Source organism: Bradyrhizobium sp. BLXBL-03 (genome assembly GCF_051853015.1).
Taxonomy (GTDB): domain Bacteria; phylum Pseudomonadota; class Alphaproteobacteria; order Rhizobiales; family Xanthobacteraceae; genus Bradyrhizobium; species Bradyrhizobium manausense.
The window spans coordinates 3990526-4011290 of sequence record NZ_CP182470.1; the positions used below are offsets into that span (position 1 = coordinate 3990526).

General features: G+C 64.6%; 21 protein-coding genes and 1 tRNA gene. 15 read left to right on the forward strand and 7 right to left on the reverse strand.

Going from position 1 to position 20765, the window contains the following annotated elements:
* Positions 1-2: 2 nt before the first annotated feature.
* Complete coding sequence (locus tag ACNJX9_RS19180; protein WP_439409896.1) at positions 3-1646, forward strand: isovaleryl-CoA dehydrogenase; 1644 nt, start codon at positions 3-5, stop codon at positions 1644-1646.
* 124 nt (positions 1647-1770) lie between these two features.
* Positions 1771-2535 carry a lysostaphin resistance A-like protein gene (locus tag ACNJX9_RS19185; RefSeq protein ID WP_439410085.1) on the forward strand — a complete coding sequence of 255 codons (765 nt, stop codon included), beginning with the start codon at positions 1771-1773 and terminating at the stop codon, positions 2533-2535.
* Positions 2536-2675: 140 nt separating this feature from the next.
* Here the strand turns inward: ACNJX9_RS19185 and ACNJX9_RS19190 are convergent, their stop codons facing one another.
* From ACNJX9_RS19190 to ACNJX9_RS19200, 3 genes are read right to left on the reverse strand one after another with little or no spacing between them, the layout of a single operon-like run.
* Positions 2676-3599 carry an AEC family transporter gene (locus tag ACNJX9_RS19190; protein WP_057756520.1) on the reverse strand — a complete coding sequence of 308 codons (924 nt, stop codon included), beginning with the start codon at positions 3597-3599 and terminating at the stop codon, positions 2676-2678.
* A gap of 3 nt (positions 3600-3602) precedes the next feature.
* On the reverse strand, positions 3603-4094 hold the full coding sequence (gene ruvX / locus ACNJX9_RS19195; protein ID WP_271600440.1) for a Holliday junction resolvase RuvX: 492 nt from the start codon (positions 4092-4094) through the stop codon (positions 3603-3605).
* Positions 4095-4107: 13 nt separating this feature from the next.
* Positions 4108-4998, reverse strand: a complete 891-nt coding sequence (locus ACNJX9_RS19200; RefSeq protein ID WP_271600441.1) for a LysR family transcriptional regulator — start codon at positions 4996-4998, stop codon at positions 4108-4110.
* Positions 4999-5095: 97 nt separating this feature from the next.
* On the opposite strand from ACNJX9_RS19200, the gene ACNJX9_RS19205 reads away from it, so the two are divergent.
* From ACNJX9_RS19205 to ACNJX9_RS19240, 8 genes are all read left to right on the forward strand, one after another.
* On the forward strand, positions 5096-6076 hold the full coding sequence (locus ACNJX9_RS19205; RefSeq protein WP_439409897.1) for an NAD(P)H-dependent flavin oxidoreductase: 981 nt from the start codon (positions 5096-5098) through the stop codon (positions 6074-6076).
* A 17-nt stretch (positions 6077-6093) separates the two neighbouring features.
* Positions 6094-7170 (forward strand): NAD(P)H-dependent flavin oxidoreductase, encoded by a 1077-nt coding sequence (locus ACNJX9_RS19210; protein ID WP_439409898.1) that lies wholly within the window; start codon positions 6094-6096, stop codon positions 7168-7170.
* A gap of 77 nt (positions 7171-7247) precedes the next feature.
* Positions 7248-7535 carry an Asp-tRNA(Asn)/Glu-tRNA(Gln) amidotransferase subunit GatC gene (gatC, locus tag ACNJX9_RS19215; RefSeq protein ID WP_057756505.1) on the forward strand — a complete coding sequence of 96 codons (288 nt, stop codon included), beginning with the start codon at positions 7248-7250 and terminating at the stop codon, positions 7533-7535.
* A gap of 83 nt (positions 7536-7618) precedes the next feature.
* Positions 7619-7831 carry a hypothetical protein gene (locus ACNJX9_RS19220; protein WP_057756502.1) on the forward strand — a complete coding sequence of 71 codons (213 nt, stop codon included), beginning with the start codon at positions 7619-7621 and terminating at the stop codon, positions 7829-7831.
* Positions 7828-9303 carry an Asp-tRNA(Asn)/Glu-tRNA(Gln) amidotransferase subunit GatA gene (gene gatA, locus ACNJX9_RS19225; protein WP_439409899.1) on the forward strand — a complete coding sequence of 492 codons (1476 nt, stop codon included), beginning with the start codon at positions 7828-7830 and terminating at the stop codon, positions 9301-9303. The genes ACNJX9_RS19220 and gatA overlap by 4 nt, the downstream gene beginning before the upstream one ends.
* Positions 9294-9596, forward strand: a complete 303-nt coding sequence (locus tag ACNJX9_RS19230; protein ID WP_439409900.1) for a hypothetical protein — start codon at positions 9294-9296, stop codon at positions 9594-9596. Before gatA ends, ACNJX9_RS19230 begins: the two co-directional genes overlap by 10 nt.
* A complete protein-coding gene (gene gatB, locus ACNJX9_RS19235) occupies positions 9593-11071 on the forward strand; it encodes an Asp-tRNA(Asn)/Glu-tRNA(Gln) amidotransferase subunit GatB (protein WP_439409901.1) in 1479 nt (492 codons plus the stop codon). The genes ACNJX9_RS19230 and gatB overlap by 4 nt, the downstream gene beginning before the upstream one ends.
* 1555 nt (positions 11072-12626) lie before the next feature.
* A complete protein-coding gene (locus ACNJX9_RS19240; RefSeq protein ID WP_057756490.1) occupies positions 12627-12893 on the forward strand; it encodes a hypothetical protein in 267 nt (88 codons plus the stop codon).
* Between the two features lie 122 nt (positions 12894-13015).
* Here the strand turns inward: ACNJX9_RS19240 and ACNJX9_RS19245 are convergent.
* A tRNA-Ser gene (locus tag ACNJX9_RS19245) sits at positions 13016-13108 on the reverse strand.
* 285 nt (positions 13109-13393) lie between these two features.
* Positions 13394-15808 (reverse strand): lytic transglycosylase domain-containing protein, encoded by a 2415-nt coding sequence (locus ACNJX9_RS19250; RefSeq protein WP_439410086.1) that lies wholly within the window; start codon positions 15806-15808, stop codon positions 13394-13396.
* Between the two features lie 295 nt (positions 15809-16103).
* On the opposite strand from ACNJX9_RS19250, the gene dapA reads away from it, so the two are divergent.
* From dapA to ACNJX9_RS19270, 4 genes are read left to right on the forward strand one after another with little or no spacing between them, the layout of a single operon-like run.
* Positions 16104-16994 (forward strand): 4-hydroxy-tetrahydrodipicolinate synthase, encoded by an 891-nt coding sequence (dapA, locus tag ACNJX9_RS19255; RefSeq protein WP_057756483.1) that lies wholly within the window; start codon positions 16104-16106, stop codon positions 16992-16994.
* A gap of 49 nt (positions 16995-17043) precedes the next feature.
* Positions 17044-17457: a large conductance mechanosensitive channel protein MscL gene (mscL, locus tag ACNJX9_RS19260; protein ID WP_057756776.1), complete on the forward strand. Its 414-nt coding sequence runs from the start codon at positions 17044-17046 to the stop codon at positions 17455-17457.
* Positions 17458-17516: 59 nt separating this feature from the next.
* Complete coding sequence (gene smpB, locus ACNJX9_RS19265; RefSeq protein ID WP_024341117.1) at positions 17517-17990, forward strand: SsrA-binding protein SmpB; 474 nt, start codon at positions 17517-17519, stop codon at positions 17988-17990.
* A gap of 27 nt (positions 17991-18017) precedes the next feature.
* Positions 18018-18599 (forward strand): peroxiredoxin, encoded by a 582-nt coding sequence (locus tag ACNJX9_RS19270; RefSeq protein WP_057756480.1) that lies wholly within the window; start codon positions 18018-18020, stop codon positions 18597-18599.
* Here ACNJX9_RS19270 and ACNJX9_RS19275 read toward each other — a convergent pair.
* Positions 18596-19270 carry a uracil-DNA glycosylase gene (locus ACNJX9_RS19275; RefSeq protein ID WP_439409902.1) on the reverse strand — a complete coding sequence of 225 codons (675 nt, stop codon included), beginning with the start codon at positions 19268-19270 and terminating at the stop codon, positions 18596-18598. The genes ACNJX9_RS19270 and ACNJX9_RS19275 overlap by 4 nt on opposite strands.
* Positions 19251-19898, reverse strand: coding sequence for a LabA-like NYN domain-containing protein (locus ACNJX9_RS19280; RefSeq protein WP_018644573.1), 648 nt, complete (start codon positions 19896-19898; stop codon positions 19251-19253). The genes ACNJX9_RS19275 and ACNJX9_RS19280 overlap by 20 nt, the downstream gene beginning before the upstream one ends.
* A 331-nt stretch (positions 19899-20229) precedes the next feature.
* Here ACNJX9_RS19280 and rpoZ point away from each other — a divergent pair, with 331 nt between their 5' ends.
* The gene (gene rpoZ, locus ACNJX9_RS19285) at positions 20230-20622 is read left to right on the forward strand and encodes a DNA-directed RNA polymerase subunit omega (protein WP_027522935.1); all 393 of its coding nucleotides are present in this window, start codon (positions 20230-20232) and stop codon (positions 20620-20622) included.
* The last annotated feature ends 143 nt before the right edge of the window (positions 20623-20765 follow it).

Genomic DNA, 20765 nt, shown 5'->3' on the forward strand with positions numbered 1-20765 from the left:
CCATGACACAGCCTGTATTCGCGACCCACGAGGTCTTCAACCAGTCGCCGCCATTCGAGGACGTGAATCTGTTCACGGTCGATCAGCCGCTGGTCGAGGCCGTGAAGGCCAATGGCGGCGCCGCCGCGGAACGGGAGCTGTCCGAATTCGGCAGGCATTGGGGCTCGGCGGCGATGGCCGATCGCGGCCGCATCGCGAACGAGAACACGCCCAAGCTCCGCACCTTCGATGCCAAGGGCAATCGCCGCGACCAGGTCGAGTTTCACCCCGCCTATCACGAGCTGATGGCGCACAGCGCGCATGCCGGCGTGCACAATTCGACATGGACCGCGGACGGCAGGCCTGCGGGCGACGCGGCCGAAGTCATTCGCGCCGCGAAATTCTACATGGCCGCGCAGGTCGAGACCGGGCATCTCTGCCCGATCACGATGACGCGCGCCTCGGTCGCCGCGCTGGCGATGCAGCCGGATCTGCTCAGCAAGGTGATGCCGGTGCTGTCGACGAGAAGGTATGATCCAAGCTTCGCGCCGTGGTGGGACAAGCGCGGCATGACGCTCGGCATGGGCATGACCGAGAAGCAGGGCGGCACCGACGTGCGCGCCAACCTGACGCGCGCGGTGCGGGACGGCAGCGCCTATCGCATCACGGGCCATAAATGGTTCATGTCGGCGCCGATGTGCGATGCGTTCCTGGTGCTGGCGCAGGCCGAGCAGGGGCTGACCTGCTTCTTCATGCCGCGCTTCGCGCCGGATGGATCGGTCAACGCGATCCAGTTCCAGCGGCTGAAGGACAAGCTCGGCAACCGTTCGAACGCATCGTCCGAGGTCGAGTTCGTCGGCGCCTATGCCGAACGTGTCGGCGAAGAGGGCAAGGGCATCCGCACCATCATCCAGATGGTGCAGCTGACGCGGCAGGATTGCGCGATCGCCTCAAGCGGCCTGATGCGTTCGGGGCTCGCGCATGCGCTGCATCACGCCCGTCACCGCAGCGTGTTCCAAAAGCATCTCGCCGATCAGCCCTTGATGCAGGCCGTGCTCTCGGACATGGCGCTGCATGTGGAGGCGAGCACGGCGCTGGTGATGCGGCTCTGCCGCGCCTTCGACCGCACGCCGCATGATGCTGCGGAGGCCGCCTATATGCGGCTGCTGACGCCCGCGATCAAATACTGGACCTGCAAGAGCGCGCCGCCATTCCTTTACGAGGCGATGGAGTGCCTGGGCGGCAACGGCTATGTCGAGGACGGCATTCTGGCGCGCCACTACCGTGAAGCGCCGGTCAATGCGATCTGGGAAGGTTCTGGCAACGTGATGTGCCTCGACGTGCTCCGCGCGCTCTCGCGCGAGGGCGAGGCGGCGATGGCGGTGCTGCAGGCTCTCGCGGCCGAGACGAAGGGCTTGCCGGGGGCAGGCGAGGCCGTCGCCTTCATCGGCAAGACGTTCCGCCGCACTGACGGCGAGCGCGTCGCGCGGCTCGCGGTCGAGAAACTGGCGCTGCTGGCTGGCGCGGCCGCGCTCAATGGCGTGTCACCGCATCACGCAGAACTGTTCGCCGCCACGCGCCTCCCTACCCATCATGCCAGCATGTACGGCGCCGTCGAGCTCGACAACGGCGACGTGCGTGCGCTGCTGGAACGGGCGCTGCCGTGAGTATCTTGCTTCTCTTTTGCCGTCATTCCGGGGCGATGCGAAGCATCGAACCCGGAATCTCGAGATTCCGGGTTCGCCCTTCGGGCGCCCCGGAATGACAGCAATCCCAACGAAAGTCTCGCTGATGGACTCCCTCAATCCCGACCATCCGCCGCTGACCGAGACGCCGGCGCAGCCGCGCGTCTGGAAATTCTGGGGCACGGCGTTGTGGGGTTTCATGCTCTTTGTCGCGATGTTCGTCGGGCAGATCGGCGCGGTTGTGTGGCTCGTGGTGAGCCGCGGTCTGCCGCTCGATCTCGCATCGCTGCAGCTCGTCGGCGCTGAGCCTCAGGCGCTCGCACTGTCGGTCATCGCCGGGCTGCCCGCAACGCTTCTCGTGGCGTGGCTTGCCATTCGCATCAGGAAAGCCTCCTTTGTCGATTATCTCGCGCTGCATTGGCCGTCATGGCGGCAAATCCTGCTGGGTGCGGTCGGTCTCGTCCTGATCGTGCTCGCATGGGAGGTTGTCTCGCGTTCGCTGGGCCGCGAGGCGACGCCTGGCTTCATGACCGATCTCCTCAAATCCGGCCGCGACAAGGGCGGCGCGGTGCTGCTTCTGTTCGCCTTCAGCGTAGCCGCGCCGATGTCGGAAGAGGTGCTTGCGCGCGGCTTCCTCTATCGCGGCTGGTCGGAGAGCTTTCTGCGTGTGCCCGGCGCGATCGTGCTGTCGTCGCTGGTGTGGACGGTGGTGCACATCCAGTACGATCTCTACTTCCTTGCCGAGGTTTTCTCGATCGGCCTGTGGTTCGGCTATATGCGCTATCGCGCGGGCTCGCTGTGGCTCACCATCGTGCTGCATGGGCTGAACAACATGACCGCTGTGGTGCTGACGACGTGGCTGGGCGGCTAGCCCGGCCGTCGCCTCACGTTCCGTCATTGCGAGCGGAGCGAAGCAATCCAGAATCTTTCCGCCGAGATTCTGGATTGCTTCGTCGCAAGAGCTCCTCGCAATGACGGTGTTGAGAGAGATGTACCCGCTAACGACGGGTTCTACGCCACCAGCGCGATCGCGATCGGCATCGTGATTGCCGCCAGGATCGTCTGCAGCGTGATAATCTGCGCCAGCAATGGCGCATCGCCGCCCATCTGACGAGCCAGCACATAGGCGCTCGGCGAGGTCGGCACCGCTGCGCAGATCGCGACGATCGCGAGGTTGGTGCCTGTCAGCCCGAACCAGGCGGCAAGCGTCAGCGCAAGCACCGGCATCAGCACCAGTTTGAACGCCACGCCGATCGTCGCCCCCAGGCTCGGACGGAGCAGGCCCTTGAGCTGGAGGCCGGCTCCGGTGACGAGCAGGCCGATGGCGAGCGAGGAGCGGCCGAGCGCGTCGGCGACCTCGTGCCAGATCTTTGGCAGCGGCAAATGGACGACATTGATGACGATGCCGATGGCGCAGGCCCAGATCAGCGGATTGCGGATCACGGTCATGGCGATGGCACGCGCGGATTGCTTCTCGGGCGAGGCGTAATGCGCGAGCACGGCGACGCTGAACACGTTCACCAGCGGGATGATCGCGACCATCGCGACCGAGGCCAGCGCGAGCCCGACCTCGCCGTACAGATTGGCGGAGACGGACAGCGCCACATAGGTCTGCCAGCGCGTCGCGCCCTGGAAGATCGAGGTGAAGGCGGGACCGTCGATGTCGAGCCGCGACAGGGCCGGGCGCAGCGCGAGGCACAGCAGCGACATCGCCAGCGCCGACAGCAGCAGCGCGCCGCCGACGCCGGCGACCGGAACTTTTGAGAGATCGGCCTTCACCAACGTCTGGATCAGCAGCATCGGGAACAGCACGAAATAGGTCAGCCGCTCCAATCCGTGCCATTGCGTGTCGAGGCGCATCAGGCTGTGCCTGAGCACCACGCCGAGCACAATGAGGATGAAGACCGGCAGCAGCGCCGCGACGACGACGGCCATGAATCAGCCATTTCCCGATGCTGCGCGAAGATTGGCGAGCCGGTCGAGCGCGCCCTGCAGGATGAAGATGGCGGCGTGCTCGTCGATCACCTCGGCGCGCTTGGCGCGGCTGACATCCATGCCGATCAGTTCGCGCTCGACCGCGGCGGTCGACAGGCGCTCGTCCCAGAGGCCGATGGGCAGTGGGGTCAGATTGGCCAGATTGCGGGCAAACGCCCGTGTCGACTGGGCGCGCGGACCCTCGCTGCCGTCCATGTTGATGGGCAGGCCGAGCACGAAGCCGACCACCTTGCGCTCGGTGGCGATGGCGAGCAGGCGGGCGGCATCCTGCTTGAACTGCTTGCGCTGGATGGTCTCGACGCCGGTCGCCAGCCGGCGGTCCGGATTGGACACGGCAACGCCGATGGTCTTGGTGCCGAGGTCAAGGCCGACAAGTGCGCCGCGTTCGGGCCAGTGGGATGCAGCATCGACGAGGGGCAGGATAAGAGCGGGCATGGACTAGCGCATATCATGCCGCGATGGTTTCGTCGTCCTGCTTCAGGCAGGCGGCAAACCCGACGAGCGCGCTGGTTTGATGGCCGGCACGGCGCTGGATGAACAGCGTCTCGACGCGCGCATGCGACGGACCCAGCGCGTGCATGGTCACGCTGCCGGTCATCGCGCTGCGCTCGATCACCGCGCGCGGCAGCAGCGTGACGCCCATATCGGCGGCGACGCAGCCGATCATGCCGTCCAGCGTGCCGAGTTCGAAGCGTGCGGCCGAGGGCCAGCCGAACTCGACAAAGATCTGCTCGAGGCGCTGACGGTAGGTGCAGCCGGTGCGGAACACCAGCGCGGTCGGGCCTGACTCGGACGTAGCAGCGCGCAGCTCGGCGAGCGAGCCCCAGCGCCGTGCGCTGACCAGCACCAGCTCTTCGCGGAATGCGCTTGTCACGGTGAGGTCGTCATGCGCGATTGGGCCGGCGACGAAGGCGCCATCAAGCGTGCCTTCGAGTACACCGGCGACGAGATCGGCAGTCGGCGATGTGCGCAAGGACAGGCGCACGGCGGGAAAGCGGCGGTGGAAATCGGCCAGCAACGGCGCCAGCCGCACCGCAGCCGTGGTCTCCATCGAGCCGATCGACAGCGGTCCCTTCGCCTCGCCATCGTCGCGCGCCGCGAGCAGGGCTTCGCGCGACAGCGCGGCCATCCGCTCGGCGTAGGGAAGGAGGCGCTTGCCGGCGCCTGTCAGCGCCATGCCGCGGCTATGGCGTTCGAACAATGGCGTGCCGATCTCGGCCTCCAGGGCCTTGATGCGCTGGGTGACATTGGATTGCACCGTGTGGAGCTCTTCTGCGGCGCGGGTGATGCCGCCGGTGCGGGCGACTGCAGCAAAGGTCTTGATGTCGCTCAGTTCCATGGCGTCGTTCCGCTTTTGTGATGGCAGCGTTCGCAACAATTCATTTTTCGAGAATGCTAGACGCGCCTAGTCTCCGTGTCCAGACCGGGGAGAGGCCATGCCCATTGCGACGCCGCTGACGCGGCTGTTGGAGATCAAGCATCCCGTCCTGCTGGCGCCGATGGACGTCATCGCTGGTAGCCGACTGGTGACGGCTGTTAGCTCCGCCGGCGGTTTCGGCATTCTCGGCGGCGGCTACGGCGAGAAGGCGTGGCTGGAGCAGGAGACCGCGAAGCTCGCCGAGTTGCGTGTGCCGTTCGGGATCGGCTTCATTACATGGAGCCTCGCCAAGCGGCCCGAGCTGCTCGACATCGCGCTCGCCGCGAAGCCGTCCGCGATCATGTTGTCGTTCGGCGACCCCGCGCCGTTCGCGCCGCGGATCAGATCCGCCGGCGCGCGGCTGATCTGCCAGGTGCAGGACGAGTCGATGGCGCGGCAGGCGCTCGATGCCGGCGCCGATATTGTGATCGCACAGGGGACAGAGGCGGGCGGCCACGGCGCCTCACGCACCACCGTCGATCTCGTGCCTGCCATCGTCGACCTCGCAGCGGGCCGTGTGCCCGTGGTGGCAGCCGGCGGCATCGCCGACGGCCGCGGTCTCGCCGCCATGATGATGCTGGGCGCAAGTGGCGTGCTGCTCGGCACGCGCTTCTATGCGAGCCAGGAGGCCGACGGCGCCGGTGAGGCCAAGCGGCGCATCTGCGCGGCGAGCAGCGGCTCGACCGTGCGCGGCATCATCTTCGATCTCTCGCGCAACAATGTCTGGCCCGCGCCGTTCACGGGACGGTGTCTGATCAATGACCACGCCCGCCGCTGGATCGGCCGCGAGGTCGAGCTGATGCAGAATGTCGCCGCAGTTTCGGCAGAGTATGCAGCGGCGAAAATCTCGGGCGATTTTGACGTCGCCGCGGTGATCGCGGGAGAGGCGGTCGGCCTGATCCATGATATTCCGCCGGCGGCCGAGATCATCGAGCGGATTGCGTCCGAAGCCGAGCAGCTTTTGGCCGGCCGACGCAACTCGATCGCATCGTTCGCCTGAACCAAGAGAGACATGCCATGTGGCCTGACCGTCGATTGATCGATCTGTTCAAGACCGAATTCCCGATCGTGCTGGCGCCGATGGCCGGTGTGATGGATGCCGAGTTGGTGATCGCGGCCGCGCAAGGTGGCGCGCTCGGTTCGCTGCCTTGCGCGATGCTGTCGGCGGAGAAAGCGCGTGAGCAGGTTGGTCTCATTCGCCAGCGCGTCAAGGCTCCGGTGAACATGAACTTCTTCTGCCACAAGCCGGTCGATCTCACGCCTGAGGCCGAAGCGCGGTGGAAGCAGCGGCTTGCGGGATATTACACCGAGCATGGTCTCGATCCGTCAGCGCCGATCAACGCGGCGAACCGGGCACCGTTCGATGACGCCTTCTGCAAAGTCGTCGAGGAGCTGAAGCCGGAGGTCGTCAGCTTTCATTTCGGCCTGCCGGAGCCGGCGCTGCTCAAGCGCGTGAAGTCGGCCGGCTGCCTCGTCATAGCGTCTGCCACGACGGTGAAGGAAGCGGTCTGGCTCGAACAGCGCGGCGTCGATGCCATTATTGCGCAGGGCGCCGAGGCCGGCGGCCATCGCGGCATGTTCCTGACCGACAAGATCGCCGAGCAGCCCGGCACGTTTGCGCTGGTGCCGCAGGTCGTCGATGCCGTGAAGGTGCCGGTGATCGCCTGTGGTGGCATCGCTGACGGACGTGGCATCGCCGCGGCCTTCGCGCTCGGCGCCGCCGGCGTGCAGATCGGCAGCGCGTATCTGCGGTGTCCCGAATCCAAGGTCACGCCCGGAGGGCGCAAGGCGCTCGCCGAGGCGGGTGACGATTCCACCGTGATCACGAATGTCATGACCGGGCGTCCGGCGCGCGGGGTCCAGAATCGCCTGATGCGCGAAGCCGGGCCGATCTCACCCGACGCGCCGCCGTTTCCCCATGCGGCGACCGCGCTGGGGCCGTTGAAGGCGGCGGCCGAAAAGCAGGGCAGGGTGGATTTCACCAATCTCTGGGCCGGGCAGGCGATTGCGCTCGGCCGTGAGGTCCCGGCAGCCGAATTGACCCGGGATCTCGCCAAATCGGCGCTCGCCCGCATGAAAGCGCTGGCTGGATAGGGGAAAGGCGCCGGTTGCGGCGCAAAACCGGCCTCTGCTATACGGCACATAGGTTTTGCCGTGAGAGGCCTTATATAATGTCCGTCGACGCCACCACCGTCCGCCGCATCGCGCATCTGGCGCGCATTGCGGTTTCCGAGGACGAGGTTCCGCATCTGCAAGGCGAGCTCAACGCCATGCTCGCCTTTGTCGAGCAGCTCTCGGAGGTCAATGTCGAGGGCGTGGAGCCGATGACCTCGGTCACCCCGATGCAGATGAAGAAGCGGCAGGACGTGGTCGATGACGGCGGGATCGCCGACGATATCGTTGCCAACGCGCCGGCGACCGAGGGACACTTCTTCCTGGTGCCGAAGGTCGTCGAGTAACTTGCATAGCGTTTTCGAGCGAAGCGGATACCGGTTCGCGTAGAGAAAACGCGTCAAACTAAAGAGTCTCAGGACGTGCTCCGATGTGTCTGCTTTGCGACGATGAGAAGGCCTATCAGGCCTACATGAATTACCTCGACAAGATGGAGCGGCAGGGCAAGGCTGCCGATCCCAATGTCGCCGTCAATGAAGTGCTCGACGAGCTCCAGGCCGCGGCGAATGCGGCCGCCAAAAAAGACGACCCGGCCAACGACAAGACCCTGTCTCCTTTCTTCTGCAGCCCGATCAATAAATGACCGATTTGACATCGCTGACGCTCGCCGAGGCCCGCAAGGGTCTCGCCGACAAGACTTTCACGTCGCTCGAGCTGACCGACGCGCATCTTTCCGCGATCGAGCAAGCGCGCCTGCTCAATGCCTTCGTTCTGGAGACGCCCGACCAGGCGCGCGCGATGGCTCGCGAGGCGGACGCCAAGCTCGCCAGGGGCGAGGCGGGGCCGCTCGCCGGCATCCCGCTCGGCATCAAGGATCTGTTCGCGACCAAGGGCGTGCGCACCACGGCCTGCTCGAAAATCCTCGGCAATTTCGTGCCGACCTATGAGTCCACGGTGACCTCGCAGCTCTGGCGCGACGGCGCCGTGATGCTCGGCAAGCTCAACAATGACGAGTTCGCGATGGGCTCGGCCAACGAAACCTCGTGCTTCGGCCCCGTCGGCAATCCCTGGCGGCGCGAAGGAAGCAACACCACGCTGGTGCCGGGCGGCTCGTCCGGCGGCTCGGCCTCGGCCGTCGCCGCGCTACTCTGCATGGGCGCGACCGCGACCGACACCGGCGGCTCGATCCGCCAGCCGGCGGCGTTCACGGCCACCGTCGGCATCAAGCCGACTTATGGGCGCTGCTCGCGCTGGGGCATCGTCGCCTTTGCCTCCTCGCTCGACCAGGCGGGCCCGATCGCGCGCAGCGTGCGCGATGCCGCGATGCTGCTGCGCTCGATGGCCGGCCACGATCCGAAGGATACCACCTCGGCCGACATTGCCGTGCCGGACTACGAGGCGGCGATCGGCAAGTCCGTGAAGGGCATGAAGATCGGCATCCCCAAGGAGTATCGCCTCGACGGCATGCCGGCCGAGATCGAGAAGCTATGGAGCGAGGGTGCGGCCTGGCTCAGGAGCGCCGGCGCCGAGCTGGTCGAAGTGTCGCTGCCGCACACGAAATACGCGCTGCCGGCCTATTACATCGTGGCGCCGGCGGAGGCCTCGTCCAACCTCGCGCGCTACGACGGCGTCCGCTATGGCCTGCGCGAGTCGGCTAAGAATATCATCGAGCTCTATGAGAACACCCGCGCCAGCGGCTTTGGCGCGGAGGTGCGCCGCCGCGTTATGATCGGCACCTATGTGCTTTCGGCCGGTTATTACGATGCCTATTATTTGCGGGCCCAGAAGGTGCGCACGTTGATCAAGAAGGATTTTGAGGATTGCTTCGCCAAGGGCGTGGACGCGATCCTCACCCCGGCGACGCCGTCGGCGGCCTTCGGCATTGGCGAGAAGGGCGCTGCCGATCCGGTCGAGATGTATCTCAACGACATCTTCACGGTGACCGTGAACATGGCGGGCCTGCCTGGTATCGCCGTGCCATCAGGCAAGGACGCACAGGGCCTGCCGCTCGGCCTGCAACTGATCGGCCGCCCTTTCGAGGAGGAGACGCTGTTCTCGCTCGGCGAGGTGATCGAGCAGGCCGCCGGCCGCTTCACGCCAGCGAGGTGGTGGTGAATGTCGCCGATTTCATCGCGAGCCTCGACGGCGCGGCACCCGCGCCTGAGCTGAACGCGCCGCTGAGGGGTCTCTGGTGGGCTGCGAAGGGCGACTGGGACCAGGCGCACAAGATCGTCCAGGACGACAACGGCCGCGACGCCGCCTGGGTGCACGCTTATCTGCACCGCGTCGAAGGTGACCTTGGTAACGCCGGCTACTGGTATCGCCAGGCGGGCCAGGTCGCGGCAAAGGATTCATTGGAAGCGGAGTGGCAGCGGATCGCTGCCGCGCTGCTCGGGAGCAAGACATGAGCACGGCCACGCACAAGCTTCTCAAAGGCGCCACCGGTGACTGGGAGGTGGTCATCGGCATGGAGATCCATGCCCAGGTGACGTCGAACTCGAAGCTGTTCTCGGGTGCCTCGACCGCGTTCGGTGGCGAGCCGAACACGCAAGTGTCGCTGGTCGACGCGGCGATGCCGGGCATGCTCCCCGTCATCAACGAGGAATGCGTCAGGCAGGCTGTCCGGACCGGGCTTGGGCTGAATGCGACAATCAATCTTCGCTCGGTGTTCGACCGCAAGAACTACTTCTATCCCGATCTGCCGCAGGGCTATCAGATCAGCCAGTACAAGTCGCCGATCGTCGGCGAGGGCGAGGTGCTGCTCGAGCTCGAGGGCGGCAGGACTGCCACCGTCGGCATCGAGCGGCTGCATCTGGAGCAGGACCCGGCAAAGATGCTGCACGACAAATTGCCGTCGCAGTCCTTGATCGATCTCAATCGCTGCGGCGTGGCGCTGATGGAAATTGTCTCCAAGCCCGACATCCGCGATGCCGAGCAGGCCAAGGCCTATGTGACCAAGCTGCGCTCGATCCTGCGCTATCTCGGCACCTGCGATGGCGACATGGAGAAGGGGTCTCTGCGTGCCGACGTCAACGTCTCCGTGCGCAAGCCCGGCGGGCCGCTCGGCACCCGCTGCGAGATCAAGAACCTGAACTCGATCAACTTCATCGGCCAGGCGATCGAGTACGAGGCGCGGCGCCAGATCGAGATCATCGAGGATGGCGGCAAGATCGACCAGGAGACGCGCCTGTTCGACGCCAACAAGGGCGAGACGCGCTCGCTGCGCTCCAAGGAGGAGGCGCATGACTACCGCTACTTCCCCGATCCGGATCTGCTGCCGCTCGAGTTCTCGCAAAGCTTCGTCGACGAGCTGAAAGCAAAGCTGCCGGAGCTGCCGGACCAGAAGAAGGCGCGCTTTGTCGCAGACTTCGGCCTGTCGGCCTATGATGCGAGCGTGCTGGTCGCCGAGCGCGAGAGCGCGATGTTCTATGAGTCCGTGCTGGACAGGCTCGCCAACCGCACCCGCGACGGCAAGATGGCGGCGAACTGGGTGATCAACGAGCTGTTCGGCCGTCTCAACAAGGAGGGCCGGGACATTACGGACTCTCCTGTTAACGCCGAGCAGCTCGCCGCCATCATCGACCTGATCGGCGAGGGCACGATCTCGGGCAAGATCGCCAAGGATCTGTTCGAGATCGTCTGGCAGGAGGGCGGCGACCCGCGCGCGCTGGTCGAAAGCCGCGGCATGAAGCAGGTGACGGATCTTTCGGCGATCGAAAAGGTTGTCGACGGCATCATCGCAGCCAATCCCGACAAGGCCGCGCAGGTGAAGGACAAGCCGCAGTCGCTCGGCTGGTTCGTCGGCCAGGTGATGAAGTCTTCAGGCGGCAAGGCCAACCCGCAGGCGGTCAACGAGCTGCTCAAGTCCAAGCTCGGCATCTAGCGTCGCGCGTTCGGACGAGGTGACGACACGCTTCGTCACCTCGCATCAGCCTCGCGATGCGACGCACGCGCGCGTCGTCGATAGCGTTATCATCCCATCCGAGCGTGACGCGGCGAGGCGAATCGCAGCTCGCTCGATTCGCTCAAAACGGCGACTTGCACACGCTCAGACGAGCGCTTCCGCCGTTAAGCATGAAAATAATTTCATTGCCAAAAATCGCGACTCAGAGTCCGCGACTCCGCCTCGCGAGGCGACCGCTCGCATAGTCGCGCGCTTCATCGCATCGATCGCGCGCGATGCGCGCGCGCAGAATCATACTTGCTGCATAGTGTTTTCGTGCAATCGCATTGCACGGCCGCGTCGATACAGCGCGACGCATTTGCGATCGCGAACGCGTGTCTCTGCTGACCGGCAAATCAAGTGCGGCTGGCGCACGCGCGCGGCGTCGTCAACACTTCCTTAAGTGAGAAGATGTTTTTTTCGTCGTGTTGGTGTATTCGGGGTGAGTGCATTCGATCCCCGAATGCGCACAGCGATTAAAGCCATCTCACACATCGGAGGGCAACATGGCCAAGAAAGCGAAGAAGGCGAAGAAGGCGAAGAGCGCAGTGAAGAAGACTGCGAAGAAGACCCGCAAGGTCGCGAAGAAGAAGAAGTAACTTCGACTTCTGAAGTTGCCGGCTCCTGGTAGCCGGCACGTCATCGGCGCCTCCTAGAGGTTCTGGTCGACGAAAGAGGGTGTCGGCGAGACATCAGGTCAACGGTCGGATCGTTCGACTTTACGATCCGGCAGAAGAAACAGAGTTTTCTTCGTTCGGTGCGGTCTCCCTCAAAAGGGCTCCGCAATTCCACAAGCGGCCTTCGGGCTCATTTGGAATCTGGTCCTGACGTGTTCGCCGACGCCCTCGTTCCCTGAGGCCGGGGTATTGCCGGCAATCCCTTTCCCCACATTGTTGATCTGACCGCGACGCCGCCGCAGCATGAACTTGGCTGTCGTGGTTCCGGCCGTTCTGCCCTGAGGCAGGCGAGGGCTGAGGCCGCGCGCGGCTTGCGCGGCGCTTCCCCATTCGCAGTGTCATCGCCCGACTTCGACCGGGCGATCCAGTACGCCGAGGCGGCAGCGGTTGAAGCGATGGGCCGCGGTGTGCTGGATCCCCCGCCGGAGCCTGTCATCGGGCTCGCCGAAGACAAGACCCGGTGGCGGTGAATGACGGGGCGGACGCGGTCCGCCACCGTGCGCGATGGTTATCGATGTCCGAAAACCGCAAGGTAAATCTATTCTGACGAATCGCAGAAGTACCTGCGAATCAGGGACTTCTTGAAGTTCCCGCAGGCGAGGGGCAGCCTTGCGTTTACGTCTGCTTCATCGCGATACTTAAACTGCCATTCAAATTTGCCCGCCATCATCGCCTTCAACAAGCCGGCAAACGGCAATGGGCGAGAAGCCCTGGGGATGAGTTGAACAGCGCGCGATCCGGAAGGATCACGTGCATCGGAGTTGGACGGGAGCCGCGCTCGGCGGATTCGGGGCGGCACAAGAAAAAGGGGATGCGTTATGTTTCAGGGGACTTTCGATCTCGATACGGCGACGCCGATCGATGCAAGCGCGCTGTCGGACGTTCTGTTCGAGCGCGGGATCTACTGGGCGAGCGGTCGCGCCGGCCTGGTCGATCTCGTTGCCGCGCACAAATGGTTCAACCTCGCCGCTCTGAAGGGGCGCAAGGACGCCATCGCGCTGCGCCAGGAAGTGGCCAGCCAGATGTCGGATGCCGAGATCTCGGCTGCGCAGCGCGAGGCGAGGGCCTGGGTGTCCGCGCATTGAGCCATCTCCGTTCATTGGAGCGGGGACAGCGCCGTGGACCGCGCTCCGTCAGTGGAGCGCCAGCCTGACGGGCGAGATCTGCCGCCGGCCTTCAGCGGTGCTATCGGGTCATTTGAATGGGGTGGCGGAGAGAGAGGGATTCGAACCCTCGATACAGCTTGAGACCGTATGACGCTTTAGCAAAGCGTTGCCTTCAGCCACTCGGCCACCTCTCCGGTGCGAGCCTTATGCATCTAATTGCTTGGGCTGGTCAATTTCGAAGCGCGTGTTTGGGCGCGAATTTTCCCAGCGATTTTTGCAAGCAACCCATCCGGGGCGCTGCCAAGGCCGTTTCTGCTGTCCGGAGAGATCGGGTGGGCGTCGGCGTCGCTTCAGAAAGCCAAATCAAAACAACACGATAAGAATACTTCGCCGTTTGTTTGTGCCATTTACGCAACACTGGCCGAGATCGGAACTCGTTCCCGCACAAATCTCGTCCGCAAATGGAGCGGAGATGGCCGCTACTCCACGCTGCCGGCGCCGCGGTGCAGATCGGCCTCGATCTGAAGCCGCGTGCCGCCGCCAAAGCGGGCGCGGTAGACCTGAAGATTCTCCATGATCCGCTGCACGTAGTTGCGCGTTTCGGAGAACGGGATCAGTTCGACCCAGTCGACCGCGTCGACCTTGGGGTCGCGCGGATCGCCGTAGCGGTCGATCCACTTCTTCACGCTGCCGCGACCGGCGTTGTAGGCGGCGAAGGCCATGATGTAGGAGCCGCGATAGTCCTCGAGCAGGCCGCCGAGCTCAGCCGCGCCGAGCGTGGCATTGTAGGACGAATCGCTCTTCAGCCGCGACAGGTCATAGGTCGCGCCATGCCGCTTGCAGACATAGCGGGCGGCATCCGGCGTCACCTGCATCAGGCCATAGGCCTGGGCCGGCGAGACCACGGCCGGATTGAACGCGCTTTCCTGCCGCGCGATCGCATAGACGATGCTGCGCTCGACCTCGGGGCCGATCTGCGTGAACTGCGGAATGCCGTTGACGGGGTAGGCGTAGAAGTCGAACGGCAGCCCGCGATTGAGCGCGGCCTTGCCGACCAGCAGCATGCCGCGCGCATCGCTATAGCGCTGGGTCAGCTCGCCGAGGCCGGCGAGCGCCTCGGGATCGCCGTTCTCGCCCATATCGGCAAGCATGGGCACTGCCATCTCGCGCTCGTCGAGCTCGTAGAGCAATTGCGCCGCGCGCACGATCTCGAGCCGCTCCGCGCCGCGGCCGCGCGGCTGGCTGTTCAGCTCGATCTGCGGCAGGCCGAGCTTTGCGCGCGCGAGCTGGCCGTAATAGCTGGTCGACTGCTCGGCGGCGCGGGCATAGGCGCTGCGCGCCTCCTGCTGGCGGCCGGCGGCTTCCGCGGCGCGGCCTTGCCAATAACCAGCGCGTGCCAGCGTGGTCGGATTGACGCTGCCGACGCCGATGCGGGCAAAATGCTGGGCGGCCGCGGCGGGATCGTTGAGGAAGCGCAGCGCGATCCAGCCGGCGGTGAATTCCTGCTCGGTCTTGTAGATGTCGCGCGAGGGCAGGGCCGCATCACGTGCGATCAGATAGGCGCTGCGAAAATCCTCGGTGTCGATCATCTTGCGCGCCAGCAGGCGCCGCTCGATCCACCATTCGTCGAGATTGTAGAGCCGGTTCGGATCCTTCGGTGCCGCCAGCATCAGCTGGGCGGCCTCGGCAAACTTCTCTTCCCGGCGCAGCAGCTGGATCTTGCTGAAGATGAAGCCGGGATCGCTGTGCAGCTCGCGCGGCACCTCTTCCAGCAATGCGCGCGTGTTCGGCGCTTTCTTGAAGGAGGCAATGCGGGCTTTCGCAAGCGCGACATAGCCGGCGCCGAGACGCCGGGCGGCGCGCATCGCCGCCTCGTGCTCGCTGCCATAGAGCAGCGTGTCCATCCGCGCCTTCTGGTCGCCGGGCGTCAGCAGCGCGCCGAACTGGTCGAGCGCGTTGTTCTCGGTGTCCTCCGACATCGGATCGTTGCGCCAGGCCTCGCGCACCAGCCGCTCGGCATTGGCGCGGTCGCCGCGCGCCAGCATCGCCTTGGCGAGCACGAAGCGGCCCTTGGCCGAGACAGGCGATTCGTTCTCGAACCACGACCACGCGACGGAATCGTCGCGCCGGTCGTCCCACATCGCAGCTTCAAGGCGACGGCGCAGGAAGGTTTGCGACGGCCAGCTCGGATTGGCGGAGAGGAAGGCGCGGTAGCGTTCGACGCTGGCGCCATTGTCTTCGCTGCGCAGGATGATCCATTCGGCGAGTTTTCGCGCGACGGGATCGGAAATCGAATCCGCGTAACTGGTGGCATCGCCCGGCTTGCGCTTGCGCACGAGCTCGATGACGTTCTCCAGCGTGTCCTTGTCGGCTTGCGACGTCGATGAGGTCGCAGCGACCGCGGCTGGCGTCACAGGCTTGCGCGGTGCGGCATGCTGACGGGTCGCTGGCGCGAGCACGGGCGTTGCAACGGGTCTGGCGGAGGCTGGAGCAGGGGCAGTGGGTCTTACGGTGGCCGTCACCGCCGGCGCGGCCTGGGGCGCCGGCGCGCCAGCGGCTGGTCGTGACTTTGGTGCCGCGGCTGCAGCTGCAGGTCTCGGTTTGTCCTTTGCGGCGTCCTTGCCGGCAGGCTTCTTCGCAGCATCCTTGGCCGTCGGCGGAGTTGCTCCCTTGCTTGCACCCTTGGCCGTATCCTTTGCCGTATCCTTGGCCCTGTCCTTGCCCGCGCCCTTCGAGGTCTCCTTGGCGGAGCCCTTTGCCGTATCCTTCGCAGGCGGCTTGGCGGCTGGCTTTGCGGTTCCCTTGGCCGCCTGTTTGGCGGGTTGCTTGGTGCCGTCTTCGGTCGTCTCGCTGGATTTGGCCAGAGCGACGCAGCCGACCGACAGGCCGGCCATCAGGCACAGCGCCAGACCGGCAGATCGCCATGCGGAACGGGATAAGGAGGTCACGGCGGTTCGTCGCCCCGAATCAGTCAATTGGCCCAAGACCTGTGTGTACAAGACCTGGCTGTATTTGATTGAATATGAGGACAAAATACCAACAGCCGCTTACCGTCGCCGGGTTTGCACCACCACCGCGGCAAAATCGCGGCTTAAACGGGTGCGTCACGCGGATGCAGGCCTTTTACGGGCGGGTGAGACCCGATATGAAAGGGCTTGCTCTAAATCTCGCCGCGTACGGAGGAAGTCCATGGCAGCCAAGACGAAATTCCGGGGGTCGTTCACCGCCTTGGTCACGCCGTTCAAAAACGGCTCGCTGGACGAGGCGGCGTTCCGCTCCCTGGTCAACTGGCAGATTTCGGAAGGCACCAATGGCCTGGTTCCGGTCGGCACGACAGGCGAAAGCCCGACGCTTTCCCATGACGAGCACAAAAAGGTCGTCGAATGGTGCATCGAGGAGGCCAAGGGGCGGGTGCCCGTGATCGCCGGCGCGGGCTCGAACTCGACCAAGGAAGCCATTGAGCTCGCCCAGCACGCCGAGAAGGCCGGCGCCAATGCGGTGCTGGTGGTGACGCCATACTACAACAAGCCGACCCAGGAAGGCATGTACCAGCACTTCAAGGCGATCAACGACGCGATCGGCATTCCGATCATCATCTACAACATTCCGCCGCGTTCGGTGATCGACATGTCGGTCGACACCATGAAGCGGTTATGGGAGCTGAAGAACATCGCCGGCGTCAAGGACGCGACCGCCAGCATGGTGCGCGTGTCGCAGCAGCGCGCCGCGATGGGCGAGGATTTCAACCAGCTTTCCGGCGAGGATGCCACCATCATCGGCTACATGGCGCATGGCGGCCACGGCTGCATTTCGGTGACGTCGAATGTCGCACCGCGCCTGTGCGCCGAGTTCCACGCGGCGTGGGCGAAGGGCGATACCAAGGCGGCGCTCGCGATCCATGACAAGCTGATGCCGCTGCACAACAACCTGTTCATCGAGAGCAATCCGGCGCCGATCAAGTACGCGATGTCGCTGCTCGGCAAGTTCGACGAGACGCTGCGCCTGCCGATGGTCCCGGTGTCCGAGCCGACCCGCGCCGCCGTGCGCAGCGCGATGGTGCACGCCGGGCTGATCAACTGATTTTCCTGCCGGGGAGCCGTTTATGAGCGTCGACGAGAAGGGCCGGAAGATGCTCACGGAGTTCCGTGAGTTCGCCATGAAAGGCAACGTCGTCGACCTCGCCGTTGGTGTCATCATCGGCGCGGCCTTCGGCGCCATCGTCACCTCGCTGGTCGGTGACATCATCATGCCGGTCATCGGCGCGGCGACCGGCGGCCTCGACTTTTCGAACTACTACGTCCCCTTGTCGAAGGCGGTGACCGCCACCAACTTAGCGGATGCGAAAAAGCAAGGCGCCGTGCTTGCTTACGGAAACTTCCTGACGCTGACGATCAACTTCATCATCATCGCCTTCGTGCTGTTCCTGGTGATCCGCGCCATGAATACGTTGAAGCGTAAGGAGGAGGCCAAGCCCGCGGAGCCGCCGAAGCCGTCGGCGGAGGTCGTTCTGCTGACCGAGATCCGCGATCTCCTCAAGAAGTGACGCGCGCGTTTCATCCAATCTGTTAGCTTCGCTGCGTATCTCGATCAGGTTTGTCTGACATGGCCGATAAGAACGAACGTCCCATCAAGGTCATGGCGGAAAATCGCAAGGCCCGCTTCAACTACGCCATCGAGGATACGATCGAGGCCGGCATTGCGCTGACCGGCACCGAGGTGAAGTCGATCCGCAACGGCAAGAGCACGATCGCGGAGTCTTACGCCGATTCCAAGAACGGCGAGATCTGGCTGATCAACGCCACGATCCCCGAATATCTCCAGGGCAATCGCTTCAACCACGAGCCGAAGCGGCCGCGAAAGCTGCTGCTGCACCGCCGGCAGATCAACAAGCTGATGGGCGCGGTCGATCGCGAGGGCATGACGCTGATCCCGCTCAAGCTCTATTTCAACGAACGCGGTCGGGCCAAGCTGCAGCTCGCAGTTGCCAAGGGCAAGAAGCTGCATGACAAGCGCGAGAGCGAGAAGAAGCGCGACTGGAGCCGTGAGAAGGGCCGCCTGATGCGGGCGAGGGGATAGGGCCTGAGAGGACGGCAAGAGGACGAGATGTCTCAGAAGAACTTGCTCGAGGTCGATTGGAGCCAAATTCCCGCTCCCGATGACGATGGCGGTGCCGCGCATCTGAAGGGGCTGATGGTGCCCGCGATCAGCCTGCTCGCAACCGATGACACCTCGGTCAATCTGGCGGCGCTACCGGGCCGCACCGTGGTGTTCGCTTATCCCCGCACCGGCGAGCCCGGCAAGATCTCTTTGGTCGACGATTGGGACATGATCCCGGGGGCGCGGGGCTGCACGCCGCAGACCTGTGCGTTTCGCGACCTGTTCGCGGAGTTGAAGGCTGCCGGCGCTGCCCACGTGTTCGGCCTCTCGACGCAGAGCAACGCCTACCAGACTGAGATGGCCTCGCGCCTGCATTTGCCGTTCCCGGTGCTCTCGGATGAGAAGCTGGCGTTCACGCGCGCGCTCAATCTGCCGACCATGGAGGTCGCGGGCTTGACGCTGATCAAGCGTCTTGCGCTGATCGTTGATGACGCCAAGATCACCCACGTGTTCTATCCGGTGTTCCCGCCGGACCGGAACGCCGGCGACGTGCTGGACTGGCTGAAGGCCAATCCTGCCAAAGCCTAGTCGAGACCGGCCTTCACCTTCGCGAACACGCTGCGGAACATGTCCGGCGTCAGCACGCCGGTGTTCGTGTTGTAGCGGGAGCAGTGGTAGCTGTCGTAGAGCTTGAACGGGCCGGCCTGGTGCACGGCGCCATGGCCGAAGGGAGCCTGGGATGCCTTCAGCTTCAGGGGCTTGAGCACGCTGTCGTGCGCAATCCGCCCGAGCGCGATGATCGCGCGCAGCTTCGGCATGGTTTCGAGATTCGCGACGAGGAACTGGCGGCAGGTGTTGATCTCGGCCGGCAGCGGCTTGTTCTGCGGCGGAACGCAATGCACGGCATTGGCGATCCTGCAGTCGACCAGCTTCAGCCCGTCGTCGGGCCGGGCCTGATAGCGGCCCTTCGCGAAGCCGTATTCCAGCAGCGTGGCGTAGAGCAGGTCGCCCGCATAGTCGCCGGTGAAGGGCCGGCCGGTGCGGTTGGCGCCCTGCATCCCCGGCGCGAGACCGACGATCAGGAGACGGGCCGTAATGTCGCCGAAAGGCGGGACCGGCGCGTTGTGCCAAAGCGGCTCCCGCGCGCGGTTCGCCTCGCGAAAGGCGACCAGGCGCGGACAGAGCGGACAGTCACGGTCGGGGATGAGAGTCGGGGTCTTAAGGCTTGACCGGGCCGCCTCACTCCTCGAAGTCGTCATCGCCCCTCGGCGCCATCGTGGTTGCGCGCTGGAGGAATTGCGGGGCGTGGTGGCGTCCCTCGCCACGCTCGCCGCGGTCGCGCGGGGCGGGGCGCTCGGACGGGTCGCGGCCAAGCTTGGACTGCAACTCGACGAGGTCGGTGAAGACGTCGGCCTGCCGGCGCAGCTCGTCGGCGATCATCGGCGGCTGGCTGGCGATGGTGGAGACCACCGTGACCCTGACACCGCGGCGCTGCACGGCCTCGACCAGCGACCGGAAGTCGCCGTCACCGGAGAACAGCACCATCTGGTCGATGTGCTCGGCGAGCTCCATGGCATCGACCGCGAGCTCGATGTCCATGTTGCCCTTGACCTTGCGGCGGCCGGAGGCGTCGATGAACTCCTTGGTCGCCTTGGTGACGACGGTGTAGCCGTTGTAATCAAGCCAGTCGATCAGCGGGCGGATCGAGGAATACTCCTGATCCTCAATGATTGCTGTGTAGTAGAACGCCCGCAGCAGCGTCCCGCGGCTCTGAAATTCCTTCAGAAGGCGCTTGTAGTCGATGTCGAAGCCGAGGGTTTTCGCCGTCGCGTAAAGATTGGCCCCGTCGATGAAGAGCGCGATCTTGTTGGTAGGGGAAGGTGACATTCAGTTTGCTCGCGTAGTGTGTTCGTGATTGATCGTTTTATTGTTGGCGCGGCGGCAGCGTGCCGCGCAGTTCAAAGTGCTGCCGAAACCCGTCGAAACCGCAAATCCGGAGAAGTCGGGGCAATCAAGGTATAGTTATGGCGGCCCTGCTTACACCCGGCGCCACTTTCCATGGCAGCCCGGGGGTCCACCCATCTCAGCCCCAATGTGGGGGTAGCAGAGCCGTTTGGCGAGGCCAAATCACAATTTGGCCTTGCGAAATCGGCCCAGCCCCTATAACTAGCCCCGATCATCCACATATTTCGTCCCACCCACAACGGAGCGACAGTCCATGGCTCGCGTCACCGTAGAAGATTGTATCGACAAGGTCGACAACCGGTTTGACCTGGTCCTGCTGGCCGCCCACCGCGCCCGCATGATTTCGTCCGGGTCACAACTAACGGTTGACCGCGATAACGACAAGAACCCTGTTGTATCTTTGCGTGAAATTGCCGACCAGACCATCTCGCCGGAGGACCTGCGCGAGGAGCTGGTGCACTCCCTGCAGAAGTTCGTCGAGGTCGACGAGCCCGAGCCGGACACGGTTCCGCTGATCGGCTCCGCCGGCGCCAGCGTCGATGCGGACGATACCGAAGTTGCCGTGGAGCGCATGACCGAAGAGGAGCTCCTGAAGGGTCTCGAAGGCCTCGCGCCGCCCGAAGAGCAGCCCGAAGAGGACGAGTAATCGTCTTACTCGCGATCGTCGACTTCTTGTGATCTTATCAAAGGCCCGAACCCGCGTTCGGGCCTTTGCTTTTGTTGGCGTTTTCGTGGTTACCATAGCGTCGCCCGTTCGCGCCGCGCCTGTCAGTGAATTGATCGGCCGCA